This is a genomic window from Rothia aeria (genome assembly GCF_016726365.1).
In the GTDB taxonomy this organism is placed as follows: Bacteria; Actinomycetota; Actinomycetes; order Actinomycetales; family Micrococcaceae; genus Rothia; species Rothia aeria.
Window position 1 is genome coordinate 890,049 of the sequence record NZ_CP068102.1, and the last position, 14,646, is coordinate 904,694.

14 protein-coding genes are annotated in these 14,646 nt (G+C 57.2%); 8 read left to right on the forward strand and 6 right to left on the reverse strand.

Annotated features, from left to right (window positions below; all coding sequences use genetic code 11):
- Positions 1–27: 27 nt before the first annotated feature.
- On the reverse strand, positions 28–975 hold the full coding sequence (rsmI, locus tag I6I94_RS03720; protein WP_201620898.1) for a 16S rRNA (cytidine(1402)-2'-O)-methyltransferase: 948 nt from the start codon (positions 973–975) through the stop codon (positions 28–30).
- A gap of 174 nt (positions 976–1,149) precedes the next feature.
- Here rsmI and I6I94_RS03725 point away from each other — a divergent pair, with 174 nt between their 5' ends.
- A complete protein-coding gene (locus tag I6I94_RS03725; RefSeq protein ID WP_280927389.1) occupies positions 1,150–2,721 on the forward strand; it encodes a dolichyl-phosphate-mannose--protein mannosyltransferase in 1,572 nt (523 codons plus the stop codon).
- A gap of 357 nt (positions 2,722–3,078) precedes the next feature.
- Here I6I94_RS03725 and I6I94_RS03730 read toward each other — a convergent pair whose 3' ends face one another.
- The 3 genes from I6I94_RS03730 to I6I94_RS11400 all read right to left on the reverse strand — a co-directional run bounded on the left by I6I94_RS03730 (position 3,079) and on the right by I6I94_RS11400 (position 5,319).
- Positions 3,079–4,503, reverse strand: a complete 1,425-nt coding sequence (locus I6I94_RS03730; protein ID WP_126499682.1) for a lipoprotein intramolecular transacylase Lit — start codon at positions 4,501–4,503, stop codon at positions 3,079–3,081.
- 151 nt (positions 4,504–4,654) lie between these two features.
- Positions 4,655–4,879: a DUF3499 family protein gene (locus I6I94_RS03735; protein WP_080727399.1), complete on the reverse strand. Its 225-nt coding sequence runs from the start codon at positions 4,877–4,879 to the stop codon at positions 4,655–4,657.
- A 20-nt stretch (positions 4,880–4,899) separates the two neighbouring features.
- The gene (locus I6I94_RS11400; protein ID WP_023133822.1) at positions 4,900–5,319 is read right to left on the reverse strand and encodes a WhiB family transcriptional regulator; all 420 of its coding nucleotides are present in this window, start codon (positions 5,317–5,319) and stop codon (positions 4,900–4,902) included.
- 475 nt (positions 5,320–5,794) lie between these two features.
- Between I6I94_RS11400 and I6I94_RS03745 the strand changes: the two genes are divergently transcribed.
- Positions 5,795–6,607, forward strand: coding sequence for a TIGR03089 family protein (locus I6I94_RS03745; RefSeq protein WP_201620899.1), 813 nt, complete (start codon positions 5,795–5,797; stop codon positions 6,605–6,607).
- 146 nt (positions 6,608–6,753) lie between these two features.
- Here I6I94_RS03745 and I6I94_RS03750 read toward each other — a convergent pair whose 3' ends face one another.
- On the reverse strand, positions 6,754–7,350 hold the full coding sequence (locus tag I6I94_RS03750; protein ID WP_094758219.1) for a GtrA family protein: 597 nt from the start codon (positions 7,348–7,350) through the stop codon (positions 6,754–6,756).
- A gap of 194 nt (positions 7,351–7,544) precedes the next feature.
- Between I6I94_RS03750 and I6I94_RS03755 the strand changes: the two genes are divergently transcribed.
- The 4 genes from I6I94_RS03755 to I6I94_RS03770 all read left to right on the forward strand — a co-directional run bounded on the left by I6I94_RS03755 (position 7,545) and on the right by I6I94_RS03770 (position 11,376).
- Entirely contained in the window at positions 7,545–8,735 is a 1,191-nt protein-coding gene (locus tag I6I94_RS03755) for a 5-(carboxyamino)imidazole ribonucleotide synthase (RefSeq protein WP_201620900.1), read from the forward strand.
- A gap of 34 nt (positions 8,736–8,769) precedes the next feature.
- Positions 8,770–9,402 carry a 5-(carboxyamino)imidazole ribonucleotide mutase gene (gene purE / locus I6I94_RS03760; RefSeq protein ID WP_128087532.1) on the forward strand — a complete coding sequence of 211 codons (633 nt, stop codon included), beginning with the start codon at positions 8,770–8,772 and terminating at the stop codon, positions 9,400–9,402.
- Positions 9,403–9,603: 201 nt separating this feature from the next.
- Positions 9,604–10,626: a lipid II:glycine glycyltransferase FemX gene (locus I6I94_RS03765; RefSeq protein WP_128087531.1), complete on the forward strand. Its 1,023-nt coding sequence runs from the start codon at positions 9,604–9,606 to the stop codon at positions 10,624–10,626.
- A 276-nt stretch (positions 10,627–10,902) separates the two neighbouring features.
- Positions 10,903–11,376 (forward strand): hypothetical protein, encoded by a 474-nt coding sequence (locus tag I6I94_RS03770; protein WP_128087530.1) that lies wholly within the window; start codon positions 10,903–10,905, stop codon positions 11,374–11,376.
- A gap of 209 nt (positions 11,377–11,585) precedes the next feature.
- Here I6I94_RS03770 and glpX read toward each other — a convergent pair whose 3' ends face one another.
- Positions 11,586–12,581, reverse strand: coding sequence for a class II fructose-bisphosphatase (gene glpX / locus I6I94_RS03775; RefSeq protein WP_201620901.1), 996 nt, complete (start codon positions 12,579–12,581; stop codon positions 11,586–11,588).
- Between the two features lie 258 nt (positions 12,582–12,839).
- Between glpX and I6I94_RS03780 the strand changes: the two genes are divergently transcribed.
- A complete protein-coding gene (locus I6I94_RS03780) occupies positions 12,840–13,616 on the forward strand; it encodes a DUF4245 domain-containing protein (RefSeq protein WP_128087529.1) in 777 nt (258 codons plus the stop codon).
- A 208-nt stretch (positions 13,617–13,824) separates the two neighbouring features.
- Positions 13,825–14,580: a carbonic anhydrase gene (locus I6I94_RS03785; RefSeq protein ID WP_006888076.1), complete on the forward strand. Its 756-nt coding sequence runs from the start codon at positions 13,825–13,827 to the stop codon at positions 14,578–14,580.
- The last annotated feature ends 66 nt before the right edge of the window (positions 14,581–14,646 follow it).

The following is a 14,646-nucleotide window of genomic DNA, read 5'->3' on the forward strand; positions in this document are numbered from 1 at the left end:
CTCCTGCGGGCTGTGTTGAAGTGTGTTTTAGGGGTTGACGTTTCGGGCAGCAATGGCAGCTGCGTAGAGCTCTTGTTTGGAGGCACCCGTTTCAGCGGCGACAGCGGCGCACGCGTTTTTGAGGCGTTCGCCTGCGTCCACCCGTTCCAGGACGAGGCCCACGATATCTTGCGCCTGTGGAGTTTCGGCAGGCTCGGCGCCAGCGACCACAATCACGATCTCTCCGCGCACCTGGGTTGCGCGCGCCCAGCCAGCGAGTTCGTTCAGGGTGCCGCGCAGGGTTTCTTCGTGCAGTTTGGTGAGTTCGCGGCATACGACGGCACGCCGTTCGCCCCCGAAAACCCGGGCAAAATCTGTGAGCGTGGCGGCTACACGATGCGGCGATTCGTAGAAAATCATGGTGCGCTCTTCCGCCGCCAGGGAGTTTAGCCTTCGGGTACGTTCCGAGCCTTTACGGGCCAGGAACCCCTCAAAAGTGAACCGCCCGGTGGGCAGTCCCGAGAGCGCGAGCGCGGTCAAGGCCGCAGAGGGGCCGGGGATCACGGTCACCGGCAGGCCTGCGTCGGCAACGGCGCATGCTGCAACATAGCCGGGGTCTGAGATGGTTGGCATACCGGCGTCTGAGAGCAGCAGAACCGTGTTCCCGTCGCTGACCGCCTGCACGAGCTGGGTGCTGCGGTATTCCTCATTATGGTCGTGGTTCACAATAACCCGCCCCGTGGTGCGCACCCCCAGCCCGGAGGCGAGGGTGCGGAGCTTTCGAGTGTCTTCGACGGCGATTACGTCGGCGGTAGCGAGTGCCTGCCGTAACCGGTCGCTGGCGTCTGAGAGGTTGCCGATGGGGGTCCCGCCGAGGATGAGGACACCGCCGCCAGTTCCATGTGCTGCTGCGTGCGGCCCGGTGTGTTCAGCAGGTGCTTGGTCTGGTGTTTCAGCCTCGGGCATAGGGGTGTTGTTTTTATTGTGTGGTTTCATGCGGCTCACCTTCCCAGTGTAGGCCATGGTTCGGGGCTGGGCGGAATAAAATTTCTTGCGGAATAATCCCCTAACCTGCCCGAAATATGGCTTTCTGGGGGGATTAGCCTCTACGATGTTTAGGTGACGTTACAAACCGGTATTCTTTCCCCCGTAGGCTCGGGCCGTTCATCAATGTCCGAGCGTTTTAATGAGTTGAGTATGCTCGCCCGCTTGGGTGTGGCCCGCGTGTCTGCGCCCCGCTGGGCATGGGTTGTACCCGCCCTGATGGTGGTGCTCGCAGGCATACTGCGTTTTGTTTATTTGGCACACCCGAACGCGATTGTTTTTGATGAGACGTACTACGCGAAGGACGCCTACTCGTACCTGCATTACGGGTATGAGCTGAACTGGACGAAGGAGGCGAACGGAACCTTCGTGGCGGGGAGCCCTTCAGGTCTTCTGACGGATTCCCCCGAGTATGTGGTTCACCCTCCGCTGGGTAAGTGGATGATCGCCGCCGGGATGGCGATTTTTGGGGATAATAACCCGTTTGGGTGGCGTTTTAGCGCGGCGCTGATTGGTACGTTGTCGGTGGCCTTGGTGGCGTATGCGGCCTGGTTGCTGTTCCGTTCTATGACGGTGGCTACTATCGCCGCGATCCTCGCATCCGTGGATGGGCTCATGTTTGTGGAGTCCCGTCTGGCACTGCTGGATATTTTCCAGATGTTCTGGATTTTAGCGACTTTTGTGTGCCTGCTCTTAGATCGGCAGCAATCGCGGCGGGTGCTGGCACGTAAAGTGGCGGCTCTGGCCCAGCAGAACGGCGGCACGCTGCCTCAGCTTGTGTTTGGTCCTGGTTCGGGGTGGCATCTGTGGAGGCTGGCCGCTGGCGTGTGCGCCGGTGCGGCTGTGGGCGTGAAATGGAATTCGCTGTTCTTTATCGCTGCTTTCGGGTTGCTGACCGTGTTCTGGGATGTGAACGCACGCCGTATTCTGGGGTTGAAGAACTGGGCGGTTGTGGGTGTGCTCCGTGAGGGCCTGCCCGCGTTCGTTCAGATGATTGGTGTGGGGCTTATTGTGTACCTGTCCACGTGGGCGGGCTGGTTTAAGTCATCGAACGCTTTCTACCGGCATTGGGCGCAGGATAATCCCGGGCAGGGGGTTCAGTGGCTGCCGACCGATCTGCGTTCGCTCTGGGAGTACCATGTTTCGGCGTTTAATTTCCATTCCAAGCTAGATAGCCCCCATTCGTATGCGTCTCCCGCGTGGAAGTGGCTTCTGCTGGGGCGGCCTACCTCGTACTACTATGAGTCGCCAAAGATGGGGTCGAAGGGGTGCACCGCCTCTTCCTGCTCTGAGGCGATCCTCAATATCGGCAACCCGCTGATCTGGTGGGCTTTTATTGCGGCGATCCTGGTGGCCTTGATCGTCACCATTGTGCGCCGTGACTGGCGGTTTACATCTTTGCTCTTCGTTTTTGCCGTGGGTTACTTCCCGTGGTTCCTCTACCCGAACCGCACCATGTTCTACTTCTATGCTCTCTCGTTCGAGCCGTTTTTGATTCTGATACTTGCCGGTGTGCTGGGGCTGGTGCTGGGCCATTCGGGCAGCTCAGTGCGACGCAAACGGGTGGGCCTGTACTTTACGGGCGTGTACCTGGTGGCGGTACTGCTGATGAGTGCCTACTTCTGGCCGCTATGGACGGGGCAGACTATCCCTTATAACGAGTGGCTGCACCATATGTGGTTCTCTTTCTGGATTTAGGGCACCAGCAGTTCGCTGTCAAAGCCTGTTCTGTTCGTCACCGAACCGCGTGAGATACCGTTTAATGCACGTCATATGAAGCGGGGGTGGAAAACCAATAGTGGTTTTCCACCCCCGCTTTTTCGTACCTGCCGTATTGCCGCAACCTACCTTGCTTATGAGAAGAAACTTCCGTGTGAGCGCACTGGAGCACTATCCTCGGTGGAGGGGCACTGAGCTAGGGAGTCAGCCTTAGGATTCTTTTCCATGCTTTCCTAGCCCTAGGTAATTCCTGCGGATGTTAAGCATATAAGTGCGGCGCCGACCCCGTCATATAGCTGAGGTCGGCGCCGCATACTTCCTCGAAGGATTATGGGCCTATCCGTTGGAACGGGAAGCCTGCTGGGAGGCGCTCACCTGCTTTGCCTCCTGCACCTGAGCATCAGCTTTTTGAAGTGCCGCGAACCGTTCGGCACTGCGGCGCAGGGCCACCTGTTTACGGTAGCGAGTGGGCCAGGTGTAGCCCATCAGCAGGAGCACAATCAGCATACTCAGGGCCGCAACGGCAATGGCCGCATCTACCCAGAACTGCGGCGGGTACAAGCGGATCAGTGTGTCGTTCAAATGGAACTGCCAGTTACCCTGCGGGAAGAACGTGGTGTGGAAGGTTGTAAACAGCCAATCCCAGCTGAAAATACCAACGGCAGCAAGTACGCCCAGAATCCCCACCGTCAGCCACGCACCGGTGAAAAGGCTGCGGCGGATAACACCGGGGGCGCGCTCCCGCAGGGTTGCGCTTGAGATGAACGCTAGGATGAGCATCAGTACCGCCGCGGCGGTGGAGTACAGGATGACCAGTTTTACATCATGCATATGCCCCACTTCATCGGGCAAAAACGCAGATTTATGCTCCGCTCCGGTGGTGATACTCTCCAAATATGAGCGGGGTGCGAAGTTCGTCACATAGTTAAGTCCGTAAGAGCCCAACCGCATCCGTTCAGCGGTATCAAACCCGTAGGCATCTGCCGGGAACCCGGGGCGGTGGTATTCAAGCCACAGGAATGCGTCAGAAGCCACCGCACGGACCGCGATCATTATCACCAGAATCGGCACCGCGAGGGTAATAATAGTTGACCGCAGACGAAGAAGAGGCGGCTTATCGAGCACTATCAGCTCAGCCTTAGGGGCAACCTTGACTGCTTCGGCTTTACCCGGTTTGGGAACGTCAATATATTCCTTGGGAATATCAACCTCATCGGGGTCCGCAGCGACGCGCACCACCTTATTGCTGGTGGTCGTCTCAGTGCGGTATTCCTTCTGGCGGGGCTTTTCTTTCGCCGCTTCAGTAGCCTCAGCTTCTTCAACCGACTGGGCGGCCGCCAGCGCTTCCTCCTGCTCTTTTTGGCGCGCATCCCGGCTCAACGCGCTCAGGGTAGGACTCTTGGGGGCATTATGAACCTCACGCACCAACGGGATGAACCCGGTCGAGACACTCGTGTACGTGCGCACACGCTGCCCTACGCCCCGCTCCCCCAATTTGCTCCGTGCGGGAGCAATGGGTACAGCCCCGGTGGCCACATCTGGTTCAGCCGCCGTACCTGGAGCCTCGGCCCGGATGCGCGCAAACGCCCCCGTCTGCGTCTCAGGCTGGGTGTCCTGCACGTCCTCCTGCGGCGAATCTGCGGCAGGAGCCTCGTCTAAAGCGCCCTCAGCCACGGGGTATTTAACGGCGGGGCGTAGCGCCTCCCAGCCTTTCTCATCAGGCTCGGCGGCCGTATCGACGTTCTGGCGATCCTCTGACATGTAGGTGTTCTCGTTCCGGGTGAATAAATTGAGTGAGTGCGTTGTAAAGATTTGCTATGTCACAGTTTCTCACATACTAAGAACCTTCTGCTGTACTGCTGCAGAAGGTTCGTAGTATGAGCGGTATGATAACCCCCACGCAGCGTGGCACCTATGCGCCGCTATAAGGGCGCGGACGGCTCGGCACGCGCACCACCTGCCACCCCTGTGGGGCGGTCAGCTGTTCAGCGTGCAGATCACACAAATCATAGGCGTGAGGCTCGCGATGTTCCGAGAGCGGCCCTATGACGGCCGTTGAATCGGCGTAGGAGTAGGTGAGCGTAACCGTTGCTTCTCTTTTGCATGTTTGTCGAGAGCACAGTCGTGCGGTTTGCATGGTGGGTAACCTTCCTAGCCTTAGCTTGCCTGCTTGCGCAGCCTCCGGCGTTCGCGTTCTGAGAGTCCTCCCCAGATTCCGAAACGCTCATCATTGTCCATAGCATATTTTAGACACTCTTCGCGCACAGGGCAGACCCCGCACACGCGTTTAGCGTCACGTGTGGAGCCGCCCTTCTCAGGAAAAAAGGCTTCGGGGTCCGTTTGGGCACAAAGTGCTTCAGCCTGCCAGGCAAGTTCACCTTCTTCGCCGCCGGTGCCGTAAATATCGGCTGCGGCCTCCCAAATGTCGACGGTGCCACCGTCGGGGCAAGCCAGCAGCCCTGTTGCTGCCCTGCATTCTGCAGCGGGCGCGATATCGGCGCCGAGGCTCAGCTCGGCGGCAGCAAGGAACACATTGGCCTGTTCTTCCAGTGATTGCACTGCGTGGATTGTTTGCATAGTGTAGAGCTGGGTTCAGCCCGGGCAGTCGCCGCTGGCACCAGCCCGAGTGTTTTACATCTCGGGGCTGATGCATGAACCCATGGTCGTCCCTTCCGTGTTCTCATCATGTGAATGAGTCTGCGGGGCCAGTCTCCAACACACTGGGGTGACTGGCCTTTGGTCTGTGGGATTGAATGCCGAAGAAATAGCGCTTTGCGGGAGGGTTGCGCTATCGGCGGAAGTAACCCCACCTATTCATTAGACGGGCGACACGCCCTATTCGTCAAACTGGACTTAATGTTGCAAAAGGTGTAAACATCTCATGGAACTCAAGTAAGCGGTTACAGCTGATAAATTCATTCCACATATATCGAATAGTCGCAAATAAATCTTTTATACCGACAAATACATGCAAAAGATACGAAAAATGTTTACAAAACAAATAAATATTCGTACTCTGGGTACAAATAAGAGCCTAAGGTATGGTTGAGGAATGGCAGAAAATCTACTCCCCAAACTTTCAACCGCACGCTCTCTCAACCAGGTTTTTCATGCTCTCGCTGCAGTACAAACACCAGCCATTATCTGGCATTCGCGCAGCGGGGAACGGATCGAGCTTTCGGGGCGGGTGCTCATGAACTGGGTTGATAAAAGCGCAAACCTGCTCCTCAATGAGTGCGAGGTCGAAGAAGGCAGCACCCTGCACATAGAATCCGATGTGCACTGGCGCTGTGTTGCTCTCTGCTTGGCGGCATTAAGGGCAGGTGCGCTGCTGAACAGTAATGAACCGCAGGTTGGCGTAGCGTTAGACGCTGCCACCGCAGCACGCTTTACTCGTTCCCCGGATTTTCTGCTGCTCATTGACCGGGGGCCGCTGGCCATGCGTTATACGGGTGATTCCGAAGCTGTCTTTAATGTTTACGACGGCGAAATCCTGGATTTCTGCGCCCTGGTACGCAGCGAAGCGGATCAGTTCATGGGCATGCCGCCCCACCCCACCACAGAGGTGCTCGCCGGAGTCACCAATGCGGATGTGCTCGCAGAAATACTCAAGCAGGCCCGCAGCTTTGACTCCCATCAGGTGCGGCTTGACAGCGGAGAACCAGCCCTTGCAGTCCTGCTTAACTCTCAGCATAGTTTTGGCACACCCGAAAATGCTCTCGCCATTGTCTGCGAGGTACTCGGGGCTCTCGTAGCTGGCTATGCAGTACTCATCACCGACCCCACAGCAGGTTTTACCCCAGCAGAGATAGCACCGATTCTTGCAAGTGAACGGGCTGTAGATACCCGCCGCCAGGGGAAATAACTGTTACAGGTTAAGCAGCAGTAGATTAGCTACACTGCTGCGTTGACGAAGCCACGCGGTAGCACCTACGAAGCTGCACTGTACAGCGTTAAATAAAGATTGCGGCCCACACATCATAGACCGCCACCTTCATATTCCGTCATACATTAATTTTTATTGCCGTTCGAGACTTCAGCCTCAGCAGCTGACTCCTGCGCTATAACAGCTTCTGCTTCAGAGTCGTGGGTCATAATCTCGGTTGCTTCTTCCAGCATATGGCCAAGCTCTTCATGCTCGGTAGCCCCACCCTCAGCAACCTGTTTGCGGTGTTTGCCGTACACCCAGAACCGGTAGAGAAAATACCTCAGAATAGTACCCAAAATAGTGCCAATAATCGTGCCCGAAATGAACGAGGCCTGCGCAGTTCGCAACCCCAAAATGTAGGTGCTGAAAGCCACACACCCGGCTTCAACAAGGATTCCCAGAATATTTACGAACGCAAACTCGATTGCCTCACGCTTCCAGTTCTCGGAGCGGTTCTCACGGAACGTCCACAGCCGGTTCATTAACCACGAGAAAATAGTGGCTACGACACTGGCAATCACCTTGGCTTTAGTGTGGGAGTCGTGCATGATGGTCACCATCAGCGTCCACACCACCACAGAGTTCACCACGAATGCGGCGCCGCCAACAGTGCAAAATTTGGCAATCTCAATGCCGTACGTGTTCCAAATCGCTTTGATTCGGCTGGGAAGTGAACTCATGTTTACCTTCTTGTTTTGCCCCCGGTGAGGATAGTTCACTGGGCCGCATGTATTTCTACCTACCTTGAAATGGTAGTACACCACATACGAATATGCCTTCTCAGCTGCCCCTTTACAAGTCAACTCCCAGTTTTATGGGAGCCTATGTGCAGCTTACTACCGTTGTTATTGGCTAACCGCTAGACTTAGGTGATGTGACTTACCCTGTAACTGGACCAGTAGTTGGCGTGATCGGTGGCGGACAGTTAGCCCGCATGATGGCACCGGCGGCAACAAATCTCGGATTGAATCTGCATATCCTCGCCGAAACCCCTCAGGTGGGTGCCGTAGCTGCGGTGCGTACCGCCGTAGTAGGCGATTACAAAAACCTTGACACCCTGCGTGAGTTCGCGGCCGGTAAAGACGTGATTACGTTCGACCATGAGCACGTTCCCACCGAACTATTGCACACCCTTATTGCAGAGGGCGTGAATGTGCAGCCACGCCCGGAAGCCCTGCAGTACGCCCAAGATAAGCTGCTCATGCGCGCGGCGATCGAACGGCTGGGGCTGCCGAACCCCCGATGGGCTAAAGTGAGTACACTCACCGAACTACTTGAGTTCGGGGATGCGACCGGCTGGCCGGTGGTACTCAAAACCCCGCGCGGAGGCTATGACGGCAAAGGTGTGCTGGTGCTCGAATCTGCTGGGGACGCTCGTGAACGCGCCGCCAGCTGGTTCGACCAGTTGGAATCACGCACCGATTTTTCCTCACTTCTGGCGGAGGAGAAAGTACCGTTTACCCGCGAGCTGTCGGCACTGGTGGCCCGCCGTGAGAGCGGGCAGGTTATCCCCTGGCCTGTGGCTGAAACAATCCAAATACATTCGGTGTGCGATGAGGTGATTTCCCCCGCCCCGAACCTTGAAGCGCAGGTGGCCGCAGCCGCATCTGAGGCGGCGGTGCACATCGCCACAGAGCTGGGCGTGACCGGGGTAATGGCTGTCGAACTGTTCGAAGTTCCCGGCTCTGCATCCGGGTTCTATATTAATGAGCTGGCGATGCGCCCCCACAATACGGGGCATTGGACCCAAGACGGTGCAGTCACCAGCCAGTTTGAGCAGCACCTGCGTGCGGTGCTTGACCTACCGCTGGGTGATGCATCTGCCCTTGCTGAAGTGAGTGTGATGAAGAATTATCTGGGCGGGGAACATGATGACATTTTCGGTGTGTATCCGCTGGCTTTTAGTGCGGAGCCACGCGCAAAAATACATTTCTACGGCAAAGAACCCCGGCCGGGGCGTAAGATTGGTCACGTAAACGTTACCGGCGGTGCGCATGAACTTGAGCAGCTGCGTCATATTGCCGCGAATGCTGCCTCTATTCTGCGTGATGGCAGGCCGCTATAGGTTTAGATGTGTCCCTTGTGGAAGGAGAAAGAGAATGACGACCTCCCCGTACGATTCTGACAGCCCCGTAGTGGGTATTGTGATGGGCTCCGATTCCGACTGGTCCGTTATGGAAGCAGCCGCGACGGTACTTGAAGAATTCGGCATCCCCTATGAAGCCGATGTGGTTTCGGCACACCGCATGCCTGAAGACATGATCGCTTACGGCCAGCAGGCGCACACCCGCGGTATTCGCGTGATTATTGCTGGCGCTGGCGGTGCAGCACATTTGCCGGGGATGCTTGCCTCGGTGACCGCTCTGCCGGTGATTGGTGTGCCGGTGCGGTTAAAGAACCTGGAAGGTATGGATTCCCTCCTGTCAATTGCGCAGATGCCCGCCGGGGTTCCGGTGGCAACCGTTTCGATTGATGGGGCGCGCAATGCAGGTCTTTTGGCTCTGCGTATTTTAGGGTGCGGCACCGATGATTTCGCACAGCAGGTGCATTCCGATCTGCTGGATTTCTCAAAGAACCTGCGTCAGAGCGCGGTCGATAAGGGCGCTGCGTTGCGGGCCAAGCTAGAGGAGCGCCGTGCGGAGCAGCAGGATGATGCATCCACCATCCGCAGCTCGGAGCCGACCCAGCCTAAGCAGCCCACCCCCGGCGAACCGCAGGCTTACGTCCCGTAAAAACACAGTACGCAGAAAACCCATTCGGTTTTTTGTTTATGATTACGCAGTTGCTGCGCACCCTATGAACGCCTAGTGCACGGGGTACACGGCAACTGCGTGTTTATTTATACTCTTTCCCGTAAAAACCTGCGGTTTCGGTGGGTTGAGCACTGACCCAGCACACATCGGCCGCAGAGTGAACCCTATAGAATGGTGCCCATGAGCAATATTCTTCAGTCAGAGATCTGGGCGCGTTTTCAAGAGTCAAACGGGCACACCGTCATCCGCCGTAGCGGCGAGGGTTGGTCGTATATCGCCACCGTTGAGGGCGGTAAAACCGGCAGGTACCTATACAGCCCGTACGGGCCGGTGGCCGAAGATGCACAGACATTTGACGCCGCCCTCACCTCGCTGAAGGCTGAGGCGAAGGCACACAAGTGCCTGTTCGTGCGAATCGAGCCCACCAACCCGGCGATCTGGGGTGAACGTGATGCGGCGGCATTTTTGACCTCACGCCAGGCGGTGCTTTCACCCCGCCAGGTTCAGCCCGCACACACGCAGATCATTGACCTTTCGGGAAGTGACGATGAAATCCTCAAGGGGATGAAATCGAATAACCGCAACCTGCACCGCAATATTCACAAGAAAGGCGTGAGCATTGAGGTGTCTGAGGATCCTGAGGATATGACGGTGCTGTATCAGTTCTTGGAGGCAACTGCCGACCGGAACGGTTTTAACCGCCAGCGAGACGAATACCTGTCGCAGGTGGCACGGGTGCTCATGCCCGCTAAGGCTGCCTCCCTGTATATTGCCCGTCTCACGCATGAGGACGGCACGGTGGAGCCGATTGCCGCAGCTTTCGTCTACGACTCAGACGATACCCGCACCTACGCCCACGCGGCGGCCTCATTTGAGCACCGTAAGCTTTCAGCAGGCATTCCGGTGGTGACGAACCTGATTTTAGACGCGAAGGCTAAAGGTCTGAAGTACGTGGATTTGTTCGGCATTGCCCCGGAGGATGAGCCTAACCACGAGTGGGCCGGGTTTACGAAGTTTAAAAAATCTTTTGGTGGTGAGTCAGTCACCTACCCGGGCACATGGGATGTTCCGGTGAACGCTGCGGGCTACAAGGTGTACGACGCCGCATACCGGGCGCGGCCGAAGGCACAGCAGGCGCTCGCTCAGGCAAAAGAACTCGTGAAGGACGCCCCCGCACGTTTGAAGAAACTCTTGAAACGATAAAACCGTTACGTAAAAGTTTTAACGGCCCACCGTACCACCTGGGTTTCGGCTGTTTGGCGCCGCTATGGCCTTGCCCCAAACAGCCGGGACTGCGCCGTACACACTTTTATATTCAGTCGTATAGGTGTTTGCGGGCGGAGTTAGCCACGTGAATATCTTCACGGTGCGGGGTTGTTGAGCTGCAGCACTCTGAGCACCCCACCGTATTGCTGTATACGCACAGAAATAAGGACATACGGGCACATTATGATATTTTTACCGGCCAGGGTTAGAGAAGTGCTGGACAGCTCCGGGTACTCGCATCGGTACGCCGTCTCGGACTATGAGCTTAATGAGATTAAGGCCCTCTACCAGAAATTTGGTATCGCCATTAATGACCGCGTGGTTGAGCTCATGGGTGTTGTGGGTGATAGGGTTCTTGAGTACCGGAACGGGTCTATCCCCGCCAGAGGGGATGTTCCGTATGAAATAAGCTTCTGCCTCCGCGACGTTCTGGGTAAGTCTGCAAAAACTAATATTTTAAATACCCGCGCGCACATCAGCTGGTACGAGGAACGACTTCACGTGAGCGGGCTGGTTCCTGTGGCAATCATGCCCTCAGGCCCCATGACTTTTTACCTTAACGATCAGGAAAACATATACGGGATTCTTGATGACCTGGTACTGGGGTATCAAGGGCGCAGCCTATGGAATAGTGTGGTGAAACTATTCGACGGTCATGACACGCACGTACCGATCTCACGCCCGTAAATAATTCGTTTGTGCCGGGGCCAGGATATTAAGCGGGATGCTCCCCGCCTTGAGCGGGTTCTGTGTATCCTGCCTCCCTCCCATCTCATTGTCAGAGTCTCGTAGGTTTTGCAGAAGTAGCCGATTGCGGCCAAGACAACGCGGGGGAAGGCAGATGAAGCTGCCTTCCCCCGCATTGTCTTACACCCTGTGAAACAGGGCGGGAGCTATTAGTGGGTGTGCGCGAGAATTTCCTGCATACGCTGCAGACGGTGCTCCGCCTCAACAGTGCGCACAGTGCCAGAGGAGGAGCGCATGACCAGCGACTGGGTGGTCACAATGTTCTTGCCGTACCGTACACCGCGCAGCAGCTTGCCGTCGGTAATACCGGTTGCGGCGAAGAAACAGTTATCGCTGGTGACCAAATCATCAGTGGTGAGGATCCGGTCAAGGTCGTGCCCAGCGGCGAGCGCCTTCTCACGCTCGGCGTCATCGGTGGGTGCCAGGCGGCCCTGGATAACGCCCCCGGTGGCTTTAATAGCGCAGGCAGCAACAATACCTTCGGGGGTGCCGCCGGTGCCGAGCATCACATCAACACCGGTTCCTTCGCGGCAGGCGGCGATAGCGCCGGCGACGTCACCGTCAAGGATAATGCGGGTACGGGCACCGCAGGCGCGGATTTCTTCGATCAGCTTGGCGTGGCGGGGGCGGTCAAGCACGCACACGGTCAGTTCGTTGATCTTTTTGCCTTTAGCCTTGGCGACCAGGTGCAGGTTCTGTTTCACGGGCAGGCGCAGGTCTACGAAGTCTGCGGCCTCGGGGCCGGTTACGAGCTTCTCCATGTAGAACACGGCGGAGGGGTCAAACATTGAGCCGCCATCGGCCACCGCAATCACGGAGAGGGCGTTATTCATGCCGAGTGCGGTCAGGCGGGTGCCGTCGATGGGATCTACCGCAATGTCGAGGTTGGGGCCGGTGCCGTCACCAACGACTTCACCGTTAAACAGCATGGGGGCCTTGTCTTTTTCACCTTCGCCAATGACGACGGTGCCGTTGAAGTTCACGGAGGAGAGGCGGTAGCGCATTGCGTCCACTGCGGCGCCGTCTGCGGCGTTCTTATCTCCTGCCCCCACCCAGGGGCCTGCGGCGATGGCGGCGGCTTCGGTGGCGCGCACGAGCTCCAGTGCGAGGTTACGGCTACCGTGGTTATTGTTGTTCTCAGTCATTACTCACCTTCGAGGGTTGATTGGGCCAGCCGGCCGGGTGGCCGTATAGTTTGGCGGTCTCTACGTTATCTAGCATAACGCGGGCTGTTTACTGTGTGGTTCTTTTGAGCGGTTTTTCTGCTGGGTTATTAGCGGTTTGCAAGGATGCGCAGCTCACGTGAATGGTGCGGCACGGGGTGCGTCCGGCGCGTGTTGGGGGGGTATAGAGTGGCCGTTTGGGTTCGGGTGCTCCAGCAGCGGTGTGAGAGAATAGACACTGTGGAAAATTCTCAGAATAACGCACACAACCCCCAGGACGAGAACCCACCCGCCGGTACGAGGAAGCTGGGTGATGCATCCTCCAGCTCTTCCGCTGCCGAGCTACCGCAGGACCTTACTGCAGCCGAGCGTCCGGACGGTGAGCAGACGGTGACACCGCAGATTACCGTTAAACAGTCGAAGCGTATTAACGCCCCGGCGCGCAACATGATTATTTCGATGGTTGCGATGATTCTGATCCTTATTCCGGTGCTATGGCTTATGCCACGCCCGGATAAAACCCCGTACCGCCCGCAGGTAAATGTGGCGCAGGTTGCGTTTGAGTCGAGCCGTCAGGCAGGGTTTCCGGTGGCTGTGCCGCAGCTGGAAGGCTGGCACTATAACTATGCCCGGTGGAATGGTAATACACCGGATAATATTGGGTTTTTTAAAAGCGGCCAGGTTACCGGGAAGAACCACTTTATTGAGCTAACCCAGGCGAAAGATACAAACCCCACGTGGGTGGCTCAGCAGACTGATAACGCCACAAAACAGGGCACCGAGCAGATAGCCGGGGTGGAGTGGGAGGTACGGGCGGCTACCTCAAAGAAAAATAATGAGCGTGTGTACTCATATGTGGCTCACGTGCCTTCTGCGGGAGGGCAGAGCACCACGATTATCCTCAGCGGAGCCGCCGACCCCGCGGAGTTTTCCCAGCTGGCAGATGCGGCTAGCGCCTATTTGAAGAACCCCACCGCTACGGCTGACCCCAGCGGCACGGGTAGCACCATTCGGTAAAGACCCTATGTGTTCAAGCGCGCTGTTGTATGAGAGCGTGGTAGTAGGAAGCGGATGACTGGCGCCTCTTTCGCAGAACAGAGAGATGACACGGGCATGTGGTACGTCGAAAAGATGCCTGAGCGCATACACTAGAGGTAGTTTCTCAACGGGGTCCCGTTCGGGCCCCGCAATAACCGCGGATGACTGTGAAAGGGGACGGTGCAAGGTGGGTTCTCTCAAGGATCAGGTTCAGCCAAGCCCGGCGCAGGCGTGGAAACGTCTTAAAGATGGTAACCAGCGCTTCGTGGAGGGCATCAGTGAGCACCCTAACCAGGATTCCAGCAGGCGGACTCTGCTCTCAGGCGGGCAGTTCCCGTTTGCGTGCATTTTTGGGTGCGGAGATTCTCGTCTAGCGGCTGAGATCATTTTCGACCTGGGCCTGGGGGATGCCTTCGTGGTGCGCACAGCCGGGCAGGTGATCGAGAACGGTGTGCTCGGTTCCATTGAGTACGCGGTGGAGGAGTTCAAAACCCCCATCATTATGGTGCTGGGCCATGATTCGTGCGGTGCGGTCACGGCAGCCCGCAACGCAGCCCAGACAGGTGATATGCCGCCGGGGTTTATTCGCAACCTGGTGGAGCGTATTCTGCCGTCGGTGATTGCCCCCTCCCTGCCGCCGCACGCGCACGTGAACGATATGGTGCGTGAGCACACCCGGCAAACAGCCATGCGTATTACTGAGCAGTCCCATATTGTCTCGGATGCGGTGCTCAGCGGCGAGGTTGCCGTAATTGGGGTGTTCTATCACCTGCGTGACGGTAAAGCGGAACTGGTGTTTAGTTCCCAGGACTTGACGCTGCCCAATACCCCCACCGGCGAGGGGCAGTCACCGACCACCGCTTCCCTGCCGGTGAGCGTTAAACAGCAGCCGCGTATCGTCTTCGCTGAAACGTGGGGCGAGGCTTCCCCCTGGGGGTTGTGAGCCTATTGCCGGGTGCCCGCGATCGGGTGCGTACCGCACCCCAAGCATCCGTGTACAACCCCACAT